Source organism: uncultured Campylobacter sp. (assembly GCF_938045465.1).
Taxonomy (GTDB): Bacteria; Campylobacterota; Campylobacteria; order Campylobacterales; family Campylobacteraceae; genus Campylobacter_B.
Genome location: NZ_CALIBF010000111.1, coordinates 1 through 15,548, shown reverse-complemented (window position 1 = coordinate 15,548; position 15,548 = coordinate 1). Strand labels below are relative to the sequence as shown.

The window sequence follows — 15,548 nt, the reverse complement described above, 5'->3', positions numbered from 1 at the left end:
AAAAGCCTGCATCTCTCTCACGCCGAGACGAGCGGCAAAAGATTTATGCTACTCATCGGTGGGGTCACCGATAACTCCGTGGGCCTTTTGCGGGTGCAAGATGAGGCGGATCTGCCGCAAATGAGCCCTAGCGAGTTTATAATGATAGAAAAAATTGCGCCGAATTGGTATCTTTTTAAAACCACATAAAAAGCCGCGCCGCAAGCGGGTTTGAAGCTTCGCGGCGATCTAAATTTAAAAGCAGTACCCGCACCTTAACCATACCGCCGATCAAAAATCGCGCGAATTTTAAATTTAAAAAGACGATCTGTAAATTCCGCACGCCGTAAATTTTTAAAGAATTTTAAAATTTTTTGAAGTCTAAATTTAAACAAAGCGTCGCCAAAGCGCACCGCAATAAATTTAAACATGGCGCGAAAGAGGCTTAAACATAGCGCTCACAAGCAATACACTTAAAAACGACACCCGACCCGGGCTTAAACGGCGCAAAGTCCACTCCCGTCGCGTCCAAAACCGCCCGCGAATAAAAATAGAGGCTGTAAAATAGCTCATCGTCGTAAAAGTACTCCTCCCAGCGCTCCTCGTCATTCTCATCGCTCTGCGGCCACAGATATTTTTCCGCAAGCATATCCGAAAAGCTCGCCAGCGGCGCTGCGTGCGAGATCTTATCGGCGTCATCGCAAATCTCAAGCATAAACGCAAAAAATCCGCCGAGCCGAGCCGAGATAATGCCTGCCGCTTCGTTTTCGCCTTTTGCGTTTTCGCAGTTTTCGTTTTTTCCGTTTATGTCCGCTGTGGTGTTTTGATTATTTTTATTCGCGTTTTTGTCCGCCGCAGCGCGCGCCTGCATAAAGATACGCACCAAAAACAGCAGCGCAAAAGGGGTTGCGTGCCAAAACGAGCCTTGATGCTCTATCTCGTAAAAATCTTACTAAGCGCGCCCTGGGCGGTTTTAATATCAAATTTCTCCCGCTCGCTCGCATCCGAGCTCTTATTCGCCGCGCTCGTTTTAAATTTACTCGCCGCACTCGCTTTAAATTTTATCGCCGCGCTATCCGCACTCTTAAATTCCGCCTCACCGCACTTCGCCGCGTCCGTTTTAAGCTCCGTCTCTCCGCCCGCTTTAAATTTCGCCGCCCCGTTATCTGCCTTTTTAAATTTCGACTCACTCTTTTGCGCTAAATTTACGAAATTTTGTGCCGCGCCGCATCTTGCCACATCCGTAGAATTTTGCCCGCAGCCATGATGATTTTTTAAATTTTCCCCTGCGCTGAGCTCGCTTTTTAAATTTTGCTCGCCGCCCAAGCCGCGCGCCGCATCACAAGCTTCGATTGCCTGCGCGAGTTTCTCAAAAATTTTGGGAAACTCGCTCGCCCTGCCGTAAGCGGTCGTGAGCCTACTCCACGGCACGTCCTGCACTTTTAAATTTGCGATATATTTCAAATTTTGCTCATTCATCCGCGCTCCTTGCAAATATTTTTAAATTTAAGCCTTGAGAGCCGCTAAAATCTGCGCTCTCGGTTCAAATTTAGCCTCTTTCGCACGCAAATTTAAACCGAGCCCAGGCGCAAATTCTACCTCGTAAGCTCCCTACTTTGCTCGATTAGATCCACGATCTGTTCGCGCGGCACCGCATCGAGGCAGACGCTGATCCAGTGCTTTTTATTCATATGATAGGCTGCAAAAATTCCTTTTTCGTCACGCAAAATTGCCGCCAAATCAGGCTTTATCTTTAAATTTATCACATCGCTTGAGCCAGGAAGTGCGCGACCGAGCTTTTCGTTTGCAAGCCCGCGCATCAAAAGCGCAAACCACTTGCGCTTCCCTCCTGCGTGACGAAAAACCGCAAAATTGGGATATTCATCCCACAGATACTCGCCGTCCGCGCCGTAGCGCTGCTTCATTAGTTTTAGGACGCTGCTGAAGTTCATTCTCGTTCCTTAATATCGATCTTTTCTCTGCGCAATCGCGCCAGCCACTCATCCAGCGTCTTTTCAAAGCCGATCCCCTTGCTTTCGTAAAATTTCGCCGCCTCGCTCATATAGGCTTGCTCGACCCAGCCGCCGAAGTCGTGCGGGTATTTGTAGTCTGCGATCTGCTTGTCCGAGTTGATGAGATAGCGCGGCGTAGGTAGCGGAGCGGCGGAGCGGACGAACTTCAAAGCGGCGTTGATGCCCAAATACGCGGCGTTTGATTTGGGGCTGTGCGCCAAATAGATCGCGCATTGCCCCAAGATAATGCGAGCTTCGGGATAGCCGATCTTGCTGACGGCGCTTAGCGTGCTAGCGGCAATATTTAGAGCGTTTGGATTGGCATTGCCGATGTCCTCGCTAGCTAGAATCACCATCCTGCGCGCGATAAAATCCGCGCTCTCGCCCGCATCTATGAGCCTCGCGACATAATACAGCGCGGCGTCGGCGTCGCTTCCGCGCAGGCTTTTTATCATCGCGCTTGCGAGCTCATAATGTACGTCGTCGCTGCTAACGCCTGCAGCCACGGCATTTGCGCGCAGCGTGCGAAGCGTATCCAGCGTAATGGCGCTGTCTGCCAAAAGCGCAAATTCCAGCAGGTTTAACATACTCCTCGCATCGCCGCTGCTGGAGTTTAGCAGGTATTTTCGCGCCTCTTCGTCCATCTCAAAACCGATCTCGCCCTGCACCCGCGCCAAAAGCGCCTCCAAATCCTCGTAGCTAAGCGGTTCGAACTCAAAGATCATCGAGCGCGAGCGGATGCCGCTGCTTAGCACGAACTGCGGATTTTCCGTCGTCGCGCCGATGATGATCGCGGCGTAGTTCTCCATCGGGATGAGCAGCACCTCCTGCTGCGTCTTGCTGAGGCGGTGGATCTCATCGATGAAAATGAGCGGCTTGATGAGCGAGCCTGCGTGCGAGGATAGAATTTTGCGGATATCCTCGACCTTCAGGCTCGTGGCGTCAAGCTCGTAAAAATCATAGTTCAGCTCGCTTGCGATCACGCGCGCCATCGTCGTTTTGCCGCTGCCTGCGGCGCCGAAAAATATACTGTGCGGGATGCTGCCTGCGGCGACGAATTTTTTAAAAACCGCTACGATCTTGCCCTGCCCCACGATCTGCTCTAGGCTTTTGGGGCGAAATTTCAGGCTCAAACTCATTTTACAACCTTAAAAATTTTGCCCCGATGATAGCGTTTTTATGATTAAATTTTGAAATTCGGCTAAATTTAAAGGGCAGGTTTTTGGATTTTTTATACGGCGAGACCTTGAAATTTATGCACAACGCGAATTGGGAATTTTAGCCGCGCGAGCGAGCTTTAAAATTTCAGTAGATTTTAAAATTTAGTGCCGCATATGCGGACGGCGATATAAAATTTGCGGCAAGAACGGATCGCGCAGATTTGGCGGGCTTAGCAGTTTTAAAATTTATATGAATTGCGATGCGGCAAGCGCCGTCATACATAGCGCGCCCGCAATCAGTTAGGCACGCAAGATGAAATTTTAAAATTTAGCCCTATTTTGGGACTAAATTTTATCTCGCGACGAGCCGCTAAATTAGCAAATCAATAAACGCAAAATCAGCAAAGTTAAAAATCGTTTCGCTCTCATAAAATCATTGCGCAATCATTGCGACTATCGCTTCACTCGCGCAGAGAAACTATCGTATCAATTCTCGCGCCTACGTAACGCGAAAATGTAAAATATGATCGCTCAATCGTTGCAATAACCCGCGCGATCGCGCAAAACTCGTCGTGCCAATTTCGGCGCCAGCATAAAATTTAATCTCGCGAAGCTGTACGCCAGCGTAAAATGCGTAAAATTACCGCGCTAACGCCTCACTGGCGCAAAACTGCTGTCTATTTAAAAAGCTCGGTAGAAAGATACCTCTCGCCGGTATCGCAGAGGATCGTAACGATCACTTTGCCCTTGTTTTCGGGCTTGGCAGCGATCTGAGCGGCAGCATAAACGTTCGCACCGCTTGAGATGCCCACAAGCAAGCCCTCTTTTTGTGCCAGCTGTCTAGCTGCCGCAAACGCATCGTCGTTCTCAACGCTCAAAAAGCCGTCGATGACGCTTCTATCAAGATTATCAGGGATAAAATTTGCGCCGATGCCCTGAATTTTATGGCCGCCCGCACTGCCGCACGTAAGAAGTGGCGAGCTAGCAGGCTCCACGCCGTAGGCTTTTAGGTTTGGATTTTTAGATTTTAAAAATTTCGCCGTACCGCTGAGCGTGCCGCCGGTACCAAATCCCGCGACTAAAATATCTACCTTGCCGCCGCTTTGCTCCCAAATTTCAGGTCCAGTGCTTTGAAAATGCGCCTTTGGATTGCTCGGGTTATCAAATTGGCTCGGGATAAAGCTATTTGGAGTGTTCGCCGCTAGCTCATTTGCCCTATCTACCGCGCCCTTCATTCCAAATTTCGGATCGGTCAGCTCGATTTTAGCGCCGAATGCGGCGATGAGCTTTTGGCGCTCGATACTCATCGAGCTTGGCATCGTTAGGATGAGCTTCATACCGAGCTTCGCCGCGATCATCGCAAGCCCCACACCCGTGTTTCCGCTGGTAGGCTCTATCAAAACGCTATTTTTATCGATTTTGCCTGAGCTTAGCGCGTCTTTTACGATCTGCCACGCGATGCGATCCTTGACCGAGTGGCTTGGATTTAAAAATTCCGCCTTGGCTAGGATGAGGGCATTTTTGCCAAACGTATTGATTCTGACTAACGGAGTATTGCCGATGAGCTCCGTAACATCGTTTGCTATTTTCATATTTTTCCTTTAAATGCTGAAATTTAAATACTGGACGCTTCGCGCCATCATCTCCTCGTAGCTGCTTAGAGGCTCGTTAAATATCTCTGCTAGCTTGACGTCGAATTTCTCAAAAAACGCCCGCAGTCCGGGATCACTCATCTGAATGCTAGTCATCCGCAGATCCTTTTCAAGCGCGGTAAAAATTTCACCGAAAGAAATCTCACTAGCATCTCTGGCTAGGTGATAACCGCCGTTTTTACCTTTGATGCTACACACTAGCTTTTCGTTTCTAAGGGTATTTAGAATTTGCTCCAAATAATTCTTAGAAACTCCCGTACGCTCGGCGATCTCTTTTATACTTATCGGCGCTACTTCGCTAGCTTTGGCGATCTGCAAAATCGCAGCCAGCCCATAAACGCCCTTTGTGCTTAAAAGTGCCATTATTTCAGTGCCTCACTAAGATCGGAAATCAAATCATTCGCGTCCTCTATACCCACGCTTAGGCGGATTAAGCTCGCAGGCACGCCAGCGCGGTTTAGCTGCTCCTCGTTTAGCTGCGAATGCGTCGTGCTCGCAGGATGAGTGATGATCGACTTCGTATCGCCGATATTTGCTACGACGGAGAAAATTTTAACCTTGCTAACCGCTTTTAGCGCTGTTTCTTCGCTATCTACGATGAAGCTCATCAGACTGCTTGCATAGCCGTTTTTAAATTTCGCTTTGATCGCGGCATTAAATGGCGAGCTCGCAAGCCCCGGATAATTAACCTGCTTTACCTTCGGATGATTTTGCAAAAATTCTGCTATCTTTAGCGCGTTTTGCGAGTGTTTTTGCATGCGAAGCGGCAGTGTTTCAAGCCCCTGGATGAGCTGAAACGCGTTAAACGGCGATAGCGTCGCACCAATATCGCGAAGCAGGGACAAGCGAATCCTAAGCGTGTAAATGTCGAAATTATCTACTAAATCTGCATAAACTAAGCCATGATAGCTCTCATCGGGCTCGTTGAAATGTGCGTAACGCGGATTGCCTTTGAGTTTGGAATTTAATCCTTTGCCCGAAACGATCGCGCCCGCGATGCTAAGACCTTGCCCGCTTATGTATTTGCTAGCGCTGTGGATTACGACATCGGCGCCGTCATCAAGCGGATTGTAAAGCGCAGGACTTGGGATCGTGTTATCCGCAATCGTTACTACGCCGTGCTTATTTGCGATTGTAGCGATTTTAGCGGTATTTGCAACTGAAATTTGAGGATTTGAAAGCGTCTCAAAAAAGATCGCTCTAGTTTTATCATCGATTAACCCTTCCAAATTATCTGCCGTTTCGGAGTCAAAAATCCTAGCCTCGATGCCAAAGCGCTTGATCGTGTGCGCCAAAAGCGTAGTTGCGCCACCGTAAATTTTCTCGGCAATGATGATATTTTCGCCCGCTGCGGCTAAATTTGCCACCGCAAAAAATATTGCCGCCTGCCCGCTAGAGACCGCGATTGCGGCTTTGCCGTTTTCCAGCGCCGCAAGTCGCGCCTCAAAAACATCAGTAGTAGGATTTGTCAAACGCCCATAAATTGGTCCTAGATCACGCAGCGCGAAGCGATCGGCGGCCTTTTTGCTAGAACCGAAGTTAAACGCGGTGCTTTGATAAATGGGAACCGCCATCGTGCCGTAGCCTGCGACGGAGTCGTAACCAAAATGAGTTGCGAGGGTTTCTTTTTGCATTTTCGTCCTTTGTAAAAAATTTGGCGAATAATAGCTAAATTTTAAAATAAAGTCAAGTATTTTTATATGATTTTAAAATGCCTATAATACAGGATTTATAGAAAAAATGTTATTAAAATATAGTTTTATAATATGCGTAATTTTGCCAAAATTTCGAATTTTGCTATAATGCGCGCTTTAATTAAGGAAAAATCATGCAAATCAAAGAAAAAGATGAGCGCGTTAAATATATCCGCGCATTAGAACGCTTCGTAAAATCCGCCGTAGCACTGCTAAAGCGCGAGGATTTCGATGCAGAGCTTTTTGCGAAGCGAATAGCTAAAAACTACGAAATTTTATCTAAAGCGGCCGCTACAAATCTCGATAGCCCCTACACCAAGGCGCTTGAGAGCTTTGCTAAAAACGTCCTTGATGCTAGCGAGGCAGGACAGGTCGGCGATGCCGCGTTTAGATCGGCGCTACAGCATGAAGCAAACGCTTTGCAAAAGCTCAAAAACAATAAGAGCTACAAAAAAGACAAGCACAAAATCGATTTTTTAAAGGATTATTAGATGAAAACCGTGATTTTTGATATGGATGGCACGCTGCTCGACTCTTCGCGCGCGATCGAAATCAGCGTCAATAACACTCGCCGCGAGCTCTACGGTCTAGCACCGCTGCAAAAGAATTTCATCGTCCACACCATCAACGATCCGAGCAAAAACGCCTTTTTAGAATTTTATGGCAAAACCGAAGCGAGCGCCGAAGAGCTTGCTTTTTTCGAGAAGGAATTCGTAAGCAATTACCGCGATTTTGCCGTGCTTTACGAGGGTATCGAAGATCTTTTGCACTCGTGCAAAAAAGCAGGATTTTTTCTCGCAGTCGCTTCTAATGCGCCTTCCTATACCCTAAGCGCGATCTTAGAAAAAACGGGGGTGCGCAGACTATTTGATCTGGTCGTAGGCGCGAACGAGCAGATGCCATCAAAACCCAACCCTGCGATGCTGCTACACGTAATTGCATGCTCGCCGCACAAAAACGCGATTTTTTTAGGCGATAGCAAAAAGGATGAGTTAGCCGCGATCCGTGGCGCAGAATTTTTACAAAATTTAGAATTTCAAGGCGGCAATGACGGCGAGAGCTTAAATGCTAGCCGTGGCACTAATAGAAAGAATTTCAGCGCTAGCAGCGGAAGCTTAAGCTCTTGCGGCGAAAATCTTAACGCAGATGAAAAATTCCGCCCTAACGACACAGGTGCTGACGGAGCGGCAACGCTAAGCTTTAAAGGTGCTAAAATTGCCGTAAAAGCAGAAGCGACGGAAGACTCACAAGCTGCGGCAGTACGATGTTTTCAGGCAAACTTGGCAGATCTAAGAGGCGCAAAACTTGAGTATTTGCAGGTATGCTGGGGGTTTGGCGAGCCTAGCGAACTAAGTCGCAATGCCCTAAGCATCGCGCAAGCGCGCGAAATCATCGGCGGAATTTAAAGCAGCTAGATTTTTGAGGCAGAGCTAATTAGAAATCTAGTATGCAGCTGAGTAAAATCGCGTTTTAGGCTCTTAAAACGGAGCGAATTCCATCCTCGCGTGCAACGTAAGCGAGGTTAAATTTAAAAATAATCCTTGCGCGAAAAATTCCACTAGCACGAGAAACTGGGATTTCATCTGCGCGAGTGGAATTTAAAATTTTAAAAGTAGCTTTTGTAGTGTGCGATTTTATCTACGTGAAAAATGAAATTCTATCTGTAAAAGGTGACGGAATTCTAAATTTAGAGATACTCTCGCAGATTAATTTAAAATTTGCCTCGAAAACCAGACCTAAAATTTAATGCCAAACGCGATTTTAGCATTCTACCGCATCCATGAAATTTCAAATTCTCGCAAAGCGGCGGAATTTTAGAATTTTAAAAAGCCTGATCTGTGTTATGCACGCGATTAGACTTTGTGAGAATAGAATTTATCCGCCGCTCAGAAATCAAGATTTTACCGCATAAGCAAAGCGAAAATCCTCTCCGCCTACGCGAAATTCAAGAATTTTACCGCTTAAACAAAGCGGAATTCTATCCACTCAAGCGAAACCTAAAATTTCACTCGTGCCACAGAAGTTTAAAATTTCCGCAAAAATCAAGCCGCTTATCTGTAAATTTAAAATTCCGCCTTCTGCAAAGCTTCGCGTTTAATCTGCCACGCAACCAAGATTAAATTTTTAAATTCCGCTCGCTCTGCCTATCTCGCAAACAAGTAAAATTTTAAAATTTATGAGATTCAAAGCCCAAAATCCCGCGCTTAAGCTTAAAATTTACCGCACGCAAGCGCAAAATCTGCGCAATCGCTTCTGTTTAAAAGCCCCGATAGTTTGCCGCGCCCTAACCTAAATTAAATTTTACATTTGCTATAATCGCGAAATTTTAAGGAAGGTAAATGGATATTTTTGAAGGCAGCCCAAGAGAGAAATTTTTTGAAATTTTATCCGCTGCAAGCCCTACTTTAGTGCAAAACGAAATCGAAGAAGCTCTAATCCGCCTCATCGCCTGTGAGCGGCTCTGCGAAGCGCGCGGCATTAGCGAGCGCGAGATCGAAAGCTTCATCGCGCAGCAGGATCTACAAGACGAGCTAAACGACAAATTTTTGCAAATGAGCGGAAATATCCTAAGCAACAACGAATAATGCAAGATCAAATTGATTTAATCATGAAAAGCTTCATCGCAGACTGCGGCTACGAGCCCGCTAGCGAGATGTTTGATAGGCTAAGCCCCGGTAAAAAATTGCGCTCCAAGCTGCTACTAAACATCGCGCAAAAGGATGAAAAATCGCTACGTCTGTGCGCGATCATCGAGCTCATTCAAGCCGCAAGCCTGCTGCACGACGATGTCATCGACGAAAGCTCGGTGCGCCGCGGCAAACCCTCGATCAACGCCACTTACGGCTCCAAAAACGCCGTGATGCTGGGCGACATACTCTATTCCAAGGCATACTTCGAGCTTTCTAAATTTGAAAGCCGCATCGCCGCCGCGCTTTCGGGCGCCGTCACGAAACTAGCCGTGGGCGAGCTGATGGACGTGAGCTTAAGCAACGATTTCAACGACGATGCGAGCAAATATCTGCAGATGATCTATCTAAAAACCTCCGCTTTGATCGAAGAGGTTGCGCGCTGCGGGGCTTTTTTGAAATTCGGCGGCGCGGAAAATCGCGGCGAAATTTCAGATATGAGCGGCGCAAAAAACGAGGGCGAAATTTCAAGCGCCGCGAAAGATCATGATAAAATTTCAAGCGCGAGCGCGAAATTTGGCGAATACGGCAAAAACCTTGGGCTTGCCTTTCAGATCATCGACGACATCTTAGACGTGACGCAAAGCTCAGAAGCGCTCGGCAAGCCGAGCCTGAGCGATTTTGCGGAGGGTAAAACCACCCTGCCCTACATCTATTTGTATGAAAATTTAAATGATTCGGAACGGCAAAAGCTAAAATCATTTTTTAAAAAACAGCTGCGCGAGAGCGAAATTTCATGGATCAAGACGAAATTTAGCGAGCACGGCGTCATCGAGCGCTGTATAAACGAAGCTCGCGCCTACGGGCAGAAGGCACTCGAAGCCGTGGCGGAATTTAAAAACGACAAGCTGGAGCAAATCGTGCGAGATATGATAGATAGGGAGTTTTGATGGCGTATATGAGCGTGAGTTTTACCCACAAAAACACGGACATCACGGTGCGCGAGAAGCTGTCGTTTTCGAACGACGTGCGCAAGAAAGAAATTTTGCGCCTTTTGGCTTCAAACTCCGCAATAGAGGAGTGTTTGGTGCTAAGCACCTGCAACCGCGTAGAAATTTTTACCGCCGTAAGCGACTTCGAAGCGGCCAGTAAATTCGTACTTTTAGCCCTTTCGCGCGTAAGCGGCGTGAGCTACGACGAGCTAGCCGAGCGTGCCGATATTTACGAGGATTACGGCGCGATACACCACCTTTTCGCCGTCGCAGCCTCTCTTGACAGCCTCGTAGTGGGCGAGACGCAGATCGTAGGTCAGCTCAAAGACGCCTTTAAATTTGCCAAACAAAATGCCTACGCAAACACCGCCATCGCCGCAGCCATAGACGAAGCGCTAAAGTGCGCGGCGCGCATCCGCAACCAGACCGAAATTTCAAAAAACCCGATCTCAGTTTCAAGCGTCGCCGTGGCGATGGCAAAGGACAGACTGGGCTCTTTGCAGGGCGCGGATGCCGTAGTGCTGGGCGCGGGAGAGATGAGCGAGCTAGCGTGCAAACATCTGCTCGCAAGCGGCGCAAATATCACGATCTTAAATCGAAATTTAGCCGGCGCGCAGAGGCTAGCCGCCTCGCTACTTGGCGATAATTCCTTGGATGCGAAAGATTGCGCGGATGAAAATCCTGGTGCAGGTAAGGATTCGGACGGCTTAAATTCCGGAAATGTCGCGAATTTCGCGGGCGAAAATCCCACGCAAAAACAAAATTCCAAAGACGGCGTAAATTTTAATAAAGAGACTTTTACAGACAGCAATGAATCTCGCATAGCAGGCGAAAATCCCAAGGACGATAAAAATTCCACCGCCTGCGCAAATTCCTCCGCGCAGGTACAATCCCGTATTAAAATCGATAGCCTTGATAATCTCAAAAAATATCTAAACGTAAATAGCCTATTTTTCAGCGCTACAGGCTCGCAAGAGCCGATCATTACCGATAGCTTGCTCGAGCCCAAAAGCTTTAAGCGATATTTTTTCGATATAGCCGTGCCACGCGACGTGGAGCTTAGCCAGAGCGAGGATCTTGAAGTTTACAGCGTCGATGATCTAGAAGAGATCGTAAAGAAAAATTTGCTGCTTCGCGAGGAACAGGCGCAGATCGCTTACTCGATCGTGGCAAAATGCACGAACGAGTTTTTCAAATGGCTCAAGGCGGCGGCATCCACGCCGATCATCAAGGCTTTGCGTCAAAGCGCGAAGCAAGTAGCCGAGCTGGAGCTAGCCAAGGCGCTTAAAAAGGGCTATCTAAAGCACAGCGACGCAGAGGAGGCGCGCAAGCTGATCCATCAGGTTTTTAAAGCGTTTCTGCACGCTCCGACGGTAAATTTAAAAAACCTCGGCGAAGCGGACGATGCTGACAGCACGGTAAACGCGCTGGTCGAAATTTTTGAACTGCGAGAAAACTACGAAAAATTTTTAAATCAAGAAAACGAGAAAAAGGACAAACAAAATGAAATTTAGCAAGCTTTTCGCTCCGAGCCTAAAAGAGGCTCCCAGAGACGCGGTACTACCTAGCCACGCGCTTTTGATCCGCGCGGGATTTATCGAGCAGCTGGGCAGCGGGCTTTATAATTTTTTACCGCTAGGAAAGATAGTGCTGGAGCGGATCTGCGCCGTCATCAGGCAGGAGATGGACGCTGCGGGCGCGCAGGAGGTTTCTTTTAGCGTCGTGACGTCCGCGGATGCATGGAAAAAAAGCGGCCGCTACGCCAAATACGGCAAGGAGCTGCTGCGTTTCAAAGACCGCAAGGATAACGACTTCGTGCTAAGCCCAACCAACGAGGAGGCGGCGGTTTTGATGGTAGCGGATAAGATCACGAGCTATAAGCAGCTGCCGCTAAATATCTATCAGATCAATACGAAATTCCGCGACGAGGCGCGCCCTCGCTTTGGGCTTCTGCGCGGACGCGAATTTACGATGAAGGACGCTTATAGCTTCCACGCGGACGCTGCGGATATGAAGCGCGAGTTTGAGGTGATGAGGCAGGCGTACTCGCGGATTTTTACGCGACTGGGATTAAATTTTCGCGCGGTCGATGCGGACAGCGGCGCGATCGGCGGCAGCGGCAGCAAGGAGTTTATGGTGCTAGCGGATAACGGCGAGGACGATATCGTCGTGTGCAAGCGCTGCGACTACGCCGCAAATATCGAGGCTGCGCGCCGTGCGCCTAAAGCCACGAACGCCGCTGCGCCCGAGACCGACGGCATGATGAAATTTAAAACCCCCACAATGAAAACGATCGACGCGGTGGCGGAATTTTTCAAAGTGGATAAATTCTACACTATCAAAGCAGTGATCAAAAAAGCGCTATACGAGGATCGCAGCGAGATCGTAGCGTTTTTTATCCGCGGCTGCGACGAGCTGCAAGAGACCAAGGCGCAAAATGCCTGCGGTGCGCTTGAGCTAGTCGATGCTAGCGAAGATGAAATCGCGCGAGCTGGCTTTACGGCGGGCTTTTGCGGACCTTTCGGGCTCGGCGAAGGAGCGAAATTTTACATCGATGCCGAGCTAAAAGGAGCGCGCGAGATGATCGCGGGCGCGAACGAGCCGGATTACCACTATGTGGGCGCTAGCGTGATAAATTTTAACGAATCGCGCTTTGCGGATCTTACCGCCGTGAGCGAAGGCGACGCGTGTCCGTGCTGCGGCGGCGAGCTTAGCATCACAAAAGGCATCGAGGTGGGTCATATCTTTCAGCTCGGCACGCGCTATTCCGAGCCGATGGGGGCGCGATTTTTGGATGCAAACGGCAAGGCTCGTGCGTTTTACATGGGCTGCTACGGCATCGGCGCAAGCCGTCTTATCGCCGTGGCGATCGAAAGCAGCCACGATGAGCGAGGCTGCGTGTGGCCGCGCGAGCTGGCGCCTTTCGAGCTTGAGATCATCATCTCAAATCACAAAGACGCGGCAGCGGTAGAATTTGCCGAAAAATTATACGAGCAGTGCCGCAGGCGCGGTATCCGCGTGCTACTTGATGATCGCGCGGAGCGCTTCGGCGTGAAGATGAACGATTTCGAGCTGATGGGCTTTCCGTACGCCGTGCTCGTAGGCAAAGCCCTAGCGGAGGGAAGTGTCGAGTTCATCACTCGCGCAGGCCTAAAGCGGCAGAGCGTAAGCGCGGATGAAATTTTAAAATTTATAGAGAAAAAATTAGCTGAGGAAAATTAAGAAGCGCGGCAAAAATTAGCCCTAAATTTGGGCTAAATTTTGCCACCTATTTGAGAAATTTACAGACCAATTTTTCTTGCGCTGCACAGCGTGAAATTTTATAAATTTACCGTGCATGACGTCGAAGTAAAACTTAGGCGCAACGATAAAATTTACGCTTAAGCTGCACTGCCATTTCACTAAAGCTAAATTTTAAAGTATGAGTTTGCGACTAAGATTACATCGACAGCCAAACCGCTGTTTCAAGGCGAGAATTTAAAGCACCAACTTGACCGCGCAAGTAAAAAGCAAAGGGCGCGTTTCCGCCGCTCTCGCGAGCTGCCAAAAACAAAATTCCGTGATAAAACTCTGGTCTCTACCCGCCCTTTTTCAAAACGATTTTAAAAAGTAAAATTTAAACCGCGATTTCACTTTTCGGATTTCGCTCTTTAAATTAAGATTTAAATTTCGCGGCGTAACTGGCGCGTAAATTTAATCAGCGCGCAAAAGCCGATCCGAAATTTTACTGGGTTAAAATTTTGCCTAAATTTATTCGGCGACGACCGATTTTAAATTTTATTCGTAGGTTTTTCGTAGTAGCCCCATTTGACGCGGTATTTTCTCCTTGCTATCCGAGTCAAAACGATCTGAACGATCAAAAGCGCAAGCGCACCGCTGCCCCATTTCAAATATGTGATTCTATAGGAATCGGATATGGTATCGTAATAAAACCTGGTTGCAAAAGTATAATCGTATTTTAGAACCATTTACCCGTCTTTAAGAGCGATCTGCCGTGCAAGGTCGGTATCACCCCCGATCCTTTGGTACCAAATTTTTACCTCTTTGTCGTATATCGCAGCCTTGTATCCATCTATCTCGGTGCTATAAACATCTAAATAAAAACGCCTCTGTTTAAGCGCGCCATCCACCAAATTTAACCTATAATAACTAGCCCCTCTGCTCTTATTTGTTTGCACATATATAACGCGCCCTCTATGGTCTGCAAATCCTCGGGGCTAGACGGCAGCACGGCCGTGTAGGACGTATACAACGCCGCACCCGCGCCAAGGATAAAAAACAGCAGCACGCATCTTAAAAGCGTATTCATCTGATTAAAGCTAGCGATCTTTTTTCATCGTATTTTGTATCAAAAAACATCAAACCTCTTTTGTTTAAAATTTTATCTCGGCACTTCATCCTGGCGCACCGTAGCGGCAGAAAAGCGGAGCTACGTCACTCCAAACTTTCACGATCTTTAAATCCGCACTTCTGTAGCCAATACGGCTCGGTTTTTCCGGCGCCGTGCGCGATACAAGGCGCCGCTTCTGCCAAAATTTAGCTTGGATTTTCATTCATTTTCATTCGACGAAGAGTAAATTTAAAAGCTAAATTTAAAAAGCGCGCGAAAGAAATATTTCTCTTTTTAAATTCCGCTAAAATTTTATCCAAAATGCGGCAAGCTCGTAGCCGCGGGGCTCGCCCAAGCCGCTCAAGCTTTCAAACGCAAGCGTAACGCCGCTGCTTAAACTTAGCTCCAAACCCTCATCCGTTGCGCGCTCGCGATACTCGATCCGCTCACGATTTAAAGCGCTTTTTACGGCCGCAAGATCGATAGGAGCAGGGCAGCCCGATAATATCCAAGGCTCGATTTCGATTTGCCCCGCCCTTCCATCGCCGAAATTTAGAGGCTCGCTTCTGAAATGATCCGAAAAAATCATAAAGATTCCGTCCCGAAAAAAGTGAAACTCAAAGGCGCCATATCTTAAAATTTCAGCTCCAGCACTCTTAAAGCTCGCGCCCGCAGGGCCGAACATCGCGATGGTCTGTGCGCAACTCAAGCCCCTTTCTACGCCTGCAAACTCGCCCGAGCGAAAAAACTCAAGCATATCGATTTTTAACATCTCTTCCCCTGTAAACACACATCGCGCCTCTTAAAGCCACTAGCAGCACAAACGGCACGCTAATAGTTACACGAGCCAGCCATCGCGCTATCCATGCTTAGGCACTCGCTGGCATGGCACTAACGAGCAACGGCAAGCCAGACGCGCACATCACATAAAAGTGCGCCGCGTAAAATTTTATCTCACACCGAGCCAAAATACAGCGCATTTGCAAAATTTAAAACGATCGCAAAATGCCACGTCGTTTCGCAAGTTTTATTTCGCACCGACTTAGAAGCTGCGACAGCCGTATGAAATTTTATATAGTAACCGCATAAATCGCGCGCCGCA

At 48.1% G+C, this 15,548-nt stretch carries 16 protein-coding genes and 1 pseudogene; 7 read left to right on the top strand and 10 right to left on the bottom strand.

Annotation, left to right across the window (positions count from 1 at the left end):
- Positions 1-189: pseudogene (locus tag Q0413_RS05235) on the top strand (hypothetical protein); the annotation flags it as partial.
- A gap of 235 nt (positions 190-424) precedes the next feature.
- Here the strand turns inward: Q0413_RS05235 and Q0413_RS05230 are convergent.
- From Q0413_RS05230 to Q0413_RS05200, 7 genes are all read right to left on the bottom strand, one after another.
- Positions 425-850: a hypothetical protein gene (locus tag Q0413_RS05230; RefSeq protein WP_298987912.1), complete on the bottom strand. Its 426-nt coding sequence runs from the start codon at positions 848-850 to the stop codon at positions 425-427.
- 62 nt (positions 851-912) lie between these two features.
- Positions 913-1,458, bottom strand: coding sequence for a hypothetical protein (locus tag Q0413_RS05225; protein WP_298987910.1), 546 nt, complete (start codon positions 1,456-1,458; stop codon positions 913-915).
- Between the two features lie 116 nt (positions 1,459-1,574).
- Positions 1,575-1,931 carry an MmcQ/YjbR family DNA-binding protein gene (locus tag Q0413_RS05220; RefSeq protein WP_298978288.1) on the bottom strand — a complete coding sequence of 119 codons (357 nt, stop codon included), beginning with the start codon at positions 1,929-1,931 and terminating at the stop codon, positions 1,575-1,577.
- On the bottom strand, positions 1,928-3,130 hold the full coding sequence (locus Q0413_RS05215) for a replication-associated recombination protein A (RefSeq protein ID WP_298987908.1): 1,203 nt from the start codon (positions 3,128-3,130) through the stop codon (positions 1,928-1,930). Before Q0413_RS05215 ends, Q0413_RS05220 begins: the two co-directional genes overlap by 4 nt.
- Before the next feature lie 698 nt (positions 3,131-3,828).
- A complete protein-coding gene (gene cysK / locus Q0413_RS05210; protein WP_298028465.1) occupies positions 3,829-4,743 on the bottom strand; it encodes a cysteine synthase A in 915 nt (304 codons plus the stop codon).
- A gap of 9 nt (positions 4,744-4,752) precedes the next feature.
- Positions 4,753-5,166, bottom strand: a complete 414-nt coding sequence (locus tag Q0413_RS05205) for an Rrf2 family transcriptional regulator (protein ID WP_005870604.1) — start codon at positions 5,164-5,166, stop codon at positions 4,753-4,755.
- Positions 5,166-6,437 (bottom strand): aminotransferase class I/II-fold pyridoxal phosphate-dependent enzyme, encoded by a 1,272-nt coding sequence (locus Q0413_RS05200; RefSeq protein WP_298987906.1) that lies wholly within the window; start codon positions 6,435-6,437, stop codon positions 5,166-5,168. The genes Q0413_RS05205 and Q0413_RS05200 overlap by 1 nt, the downstream gene beginning before the upstream one ends.
- 191 nt (positions 6,438-6,628) lie before the next feature.
- Between Q0413_RS05200 and Q0413_RS05195 the strand changes: the two genes are divergently transcribed.
- The 6 genes from Q0413_RS05195 to Q0413_RS05170 all read left to right on the top strand — a co-directional run bounded on the left by Q0413_RS05195 (position 6,629) and on the right by Q0413_RS05170 (position 13,338).
- Entirely contained in the window at positions 6,629-6,988 is a 360-nt protein-coding gene (locus tag Q0413_RS05195) for a hypothetical protein (protein WP_298987913.1), read from the top strand.
- Positions 6,989-7,903, top strand: a complete 915-nt coding sequence (locus Q0413_RS05190; RefSeq protein WP_298987905.1) for an HAD family hydrolase — start codon at positions 6,989-6,991, stop codon at positions 7,901-7,903.
- Positions 7,904-8,836: 933 nt separating this feature from the next.
- Complete coding sequence (locus Q0413_RS05185) at positions 8,837-9,082, top strand: DUF2018 family protein (protein WP_177387432.1); 246 nt, start codon at positions 8,837-8,839, stop codon at positions 9,080-9,082.
- Positions 9,082-10,074 carry a polyprenyl synthetase family protein gene (locus Q0413_RS05180; protein ID WP_298987904.1) on the top strand — a complete coding sequence of 331 codons (993 nt, stop codon included), beginning with the start codon at positions 9,082-9,084 and terminating at the stop codon, positions 10,072-10,074. The genes Q0413_RS05185 and Q0413_RS05180 overlap by 1 nt, the downstream gene beginning before the upstream one ends.
- A complete protein-coding gene (gene hemA / locus Q0413_RS05175; protein ID WP_298987903.1) occupies positions 10,074-11,630 on the top strand; it encodes a glutamyl-tRNA reductase in 1,557 nt (518 codons plus the stop codon). The genes Q0413_RS05180 and hemA overlap by 1 nt, the downstream gene beginning before the upstream one ends.
- Entirely contained in the window at positions 11,620-13,338 is a 1,719-nt protein-coding gene (locus Q0413_RS05170) for a proline--tRNA ligase (protein WP_298987902.1), read from the top strand. Before hemA ends, Q0413_RS05170 begins: the two co-directional genes overlap by 11 nt.
- A 548-nt stretch (positions 13,339-13,886) precedes the next feature.
- Here Q0413_RS05170 and Q0413_RS05165 read toward each other — a convergent pair.
- The 3 genes from Q0413_RS05165 to Q0413_RS05155 form a co-directional block, all read right to left on the bottom strand.
- Complete coding sequence (locus tag Q0413_RS05165) at positions 13,887-14,084, bottom strand: hypothetical protein (protein ID WP_298987901.1); 198 nt, start codon at positions 14,082-14,084, stop codon at positions 13,887-13,889.
- Positions 14,085-14,294 (bottom strand): hypothetical protein, encoded by a 210-nt coding sequence (locus tag Q0413_RS05160; protein WP_298987900.1) that lies wholly within the window; start codon positions 14,292-14,294, stop codon positions 14,085-14,087.
- Positions 14,295-14,750: 456 nt separating this feature from the next.
- Positions 14,751-15,236 carry a hypothetical protein gene (locus Q0413_RS05155; protein ID WP_298987898.1) on the bottom strand — a complete coding sequence of 162 codons (486 nt, stop codon included), beginning with the start codon at positions 15,234-15,236 and terminating at the stop codon, positions 14,751-14,753.
- Positions 15,237-15,548 lie beyond the last annotated feature (312 nt).

Coding starts and splice junctions, on each gene's coding strand:
- Q0413_RS05230 (WP_298987912.1), bottom strand. CDS start 850: ATGCAGGCGCGCGCTGCGGCGGACAAAAACGCGAATAAAAATAATCAA.
- Q0413_RS05225 (WP_298987910.1), bottom strand. CDS start 1,458: ATGAATGAGCAAAATTTGAAATATATCGCAAATTTAAAAGTGCAGGAC.
- Q0413_RS05220 (WP_298978288.1), bottom strand. CDS start 1,931: ATGAACTTCAGCAGCGTCCTAAAACTAATGAAGCAGCGCTACGGCGCG.
- Q0413_RS05215 (WP_298987908.1), bottom strand. CDS start 3,130: ATGAGTTTGAGCCTGAAATTTCGCCCCAAAAGCCTAGAGCAGATCGTG.
- cysK (WP_298028465.1), bottom strand. CDS start 4,743: ATGAAAATAGCAAACGATGTTACGGAGCTCATCGGCAATACTCCGTTA.
- Q0413_RS05205 (WP_005870604.1), bottom strand. CDS start 5,166: ATGGCACTTTTAAGCACAAAGGGCGTTTATGGGCTGGCTGCGATTTTG.
- Q0413_RS05200 (WP_298987906.1), bottom strand. CDS start 6,437: ATGCAAAAAGAAACCCTCGCAACTCATTTTGGTTACGACTCCGTCGCA.
- Q0413_RS05190 (WP_298987905.1), top strand. CDS start 6,989: ATGAAAACCGTGATTTTTGATATGGATGGCACGCTGCTCGACTCTTCG.
- Q0413_RS05185 (WP_177387432.1), top strand. CDS start 8,837: ATGGATATTTTTGAAGGCAGCCCAAGAGAGAAATTTTTTGAAATTTTA.
- Q0413_RS05180 (WP_298987904.1), top strand. CDS start 9,082: ATGCAAGATCAAATTGATTTAATCATGAAAAGCTTCATCGCAGACTGC.
- hemA (WP_298987903.1), top strand. CDS start 10,074: ATGGCGTATATGAGCGTGAGTTTTACCCACAAAAACACGGACATCACG.
- Q0413_RS05170 (WP_298987902.1), top strand. CDS start 11,620: ATGAAATTTAGCAAGCTTTTCGCTCCGAGCCTAAAAGAGGCTCCCAGA.
- Q0413_RS05165 (WP_298987901.1), bottom strand. CDS start 14,084: ATGGTTCTAAAATACGATTATACTTTTGCAACCAGGTTTTATTACGAT.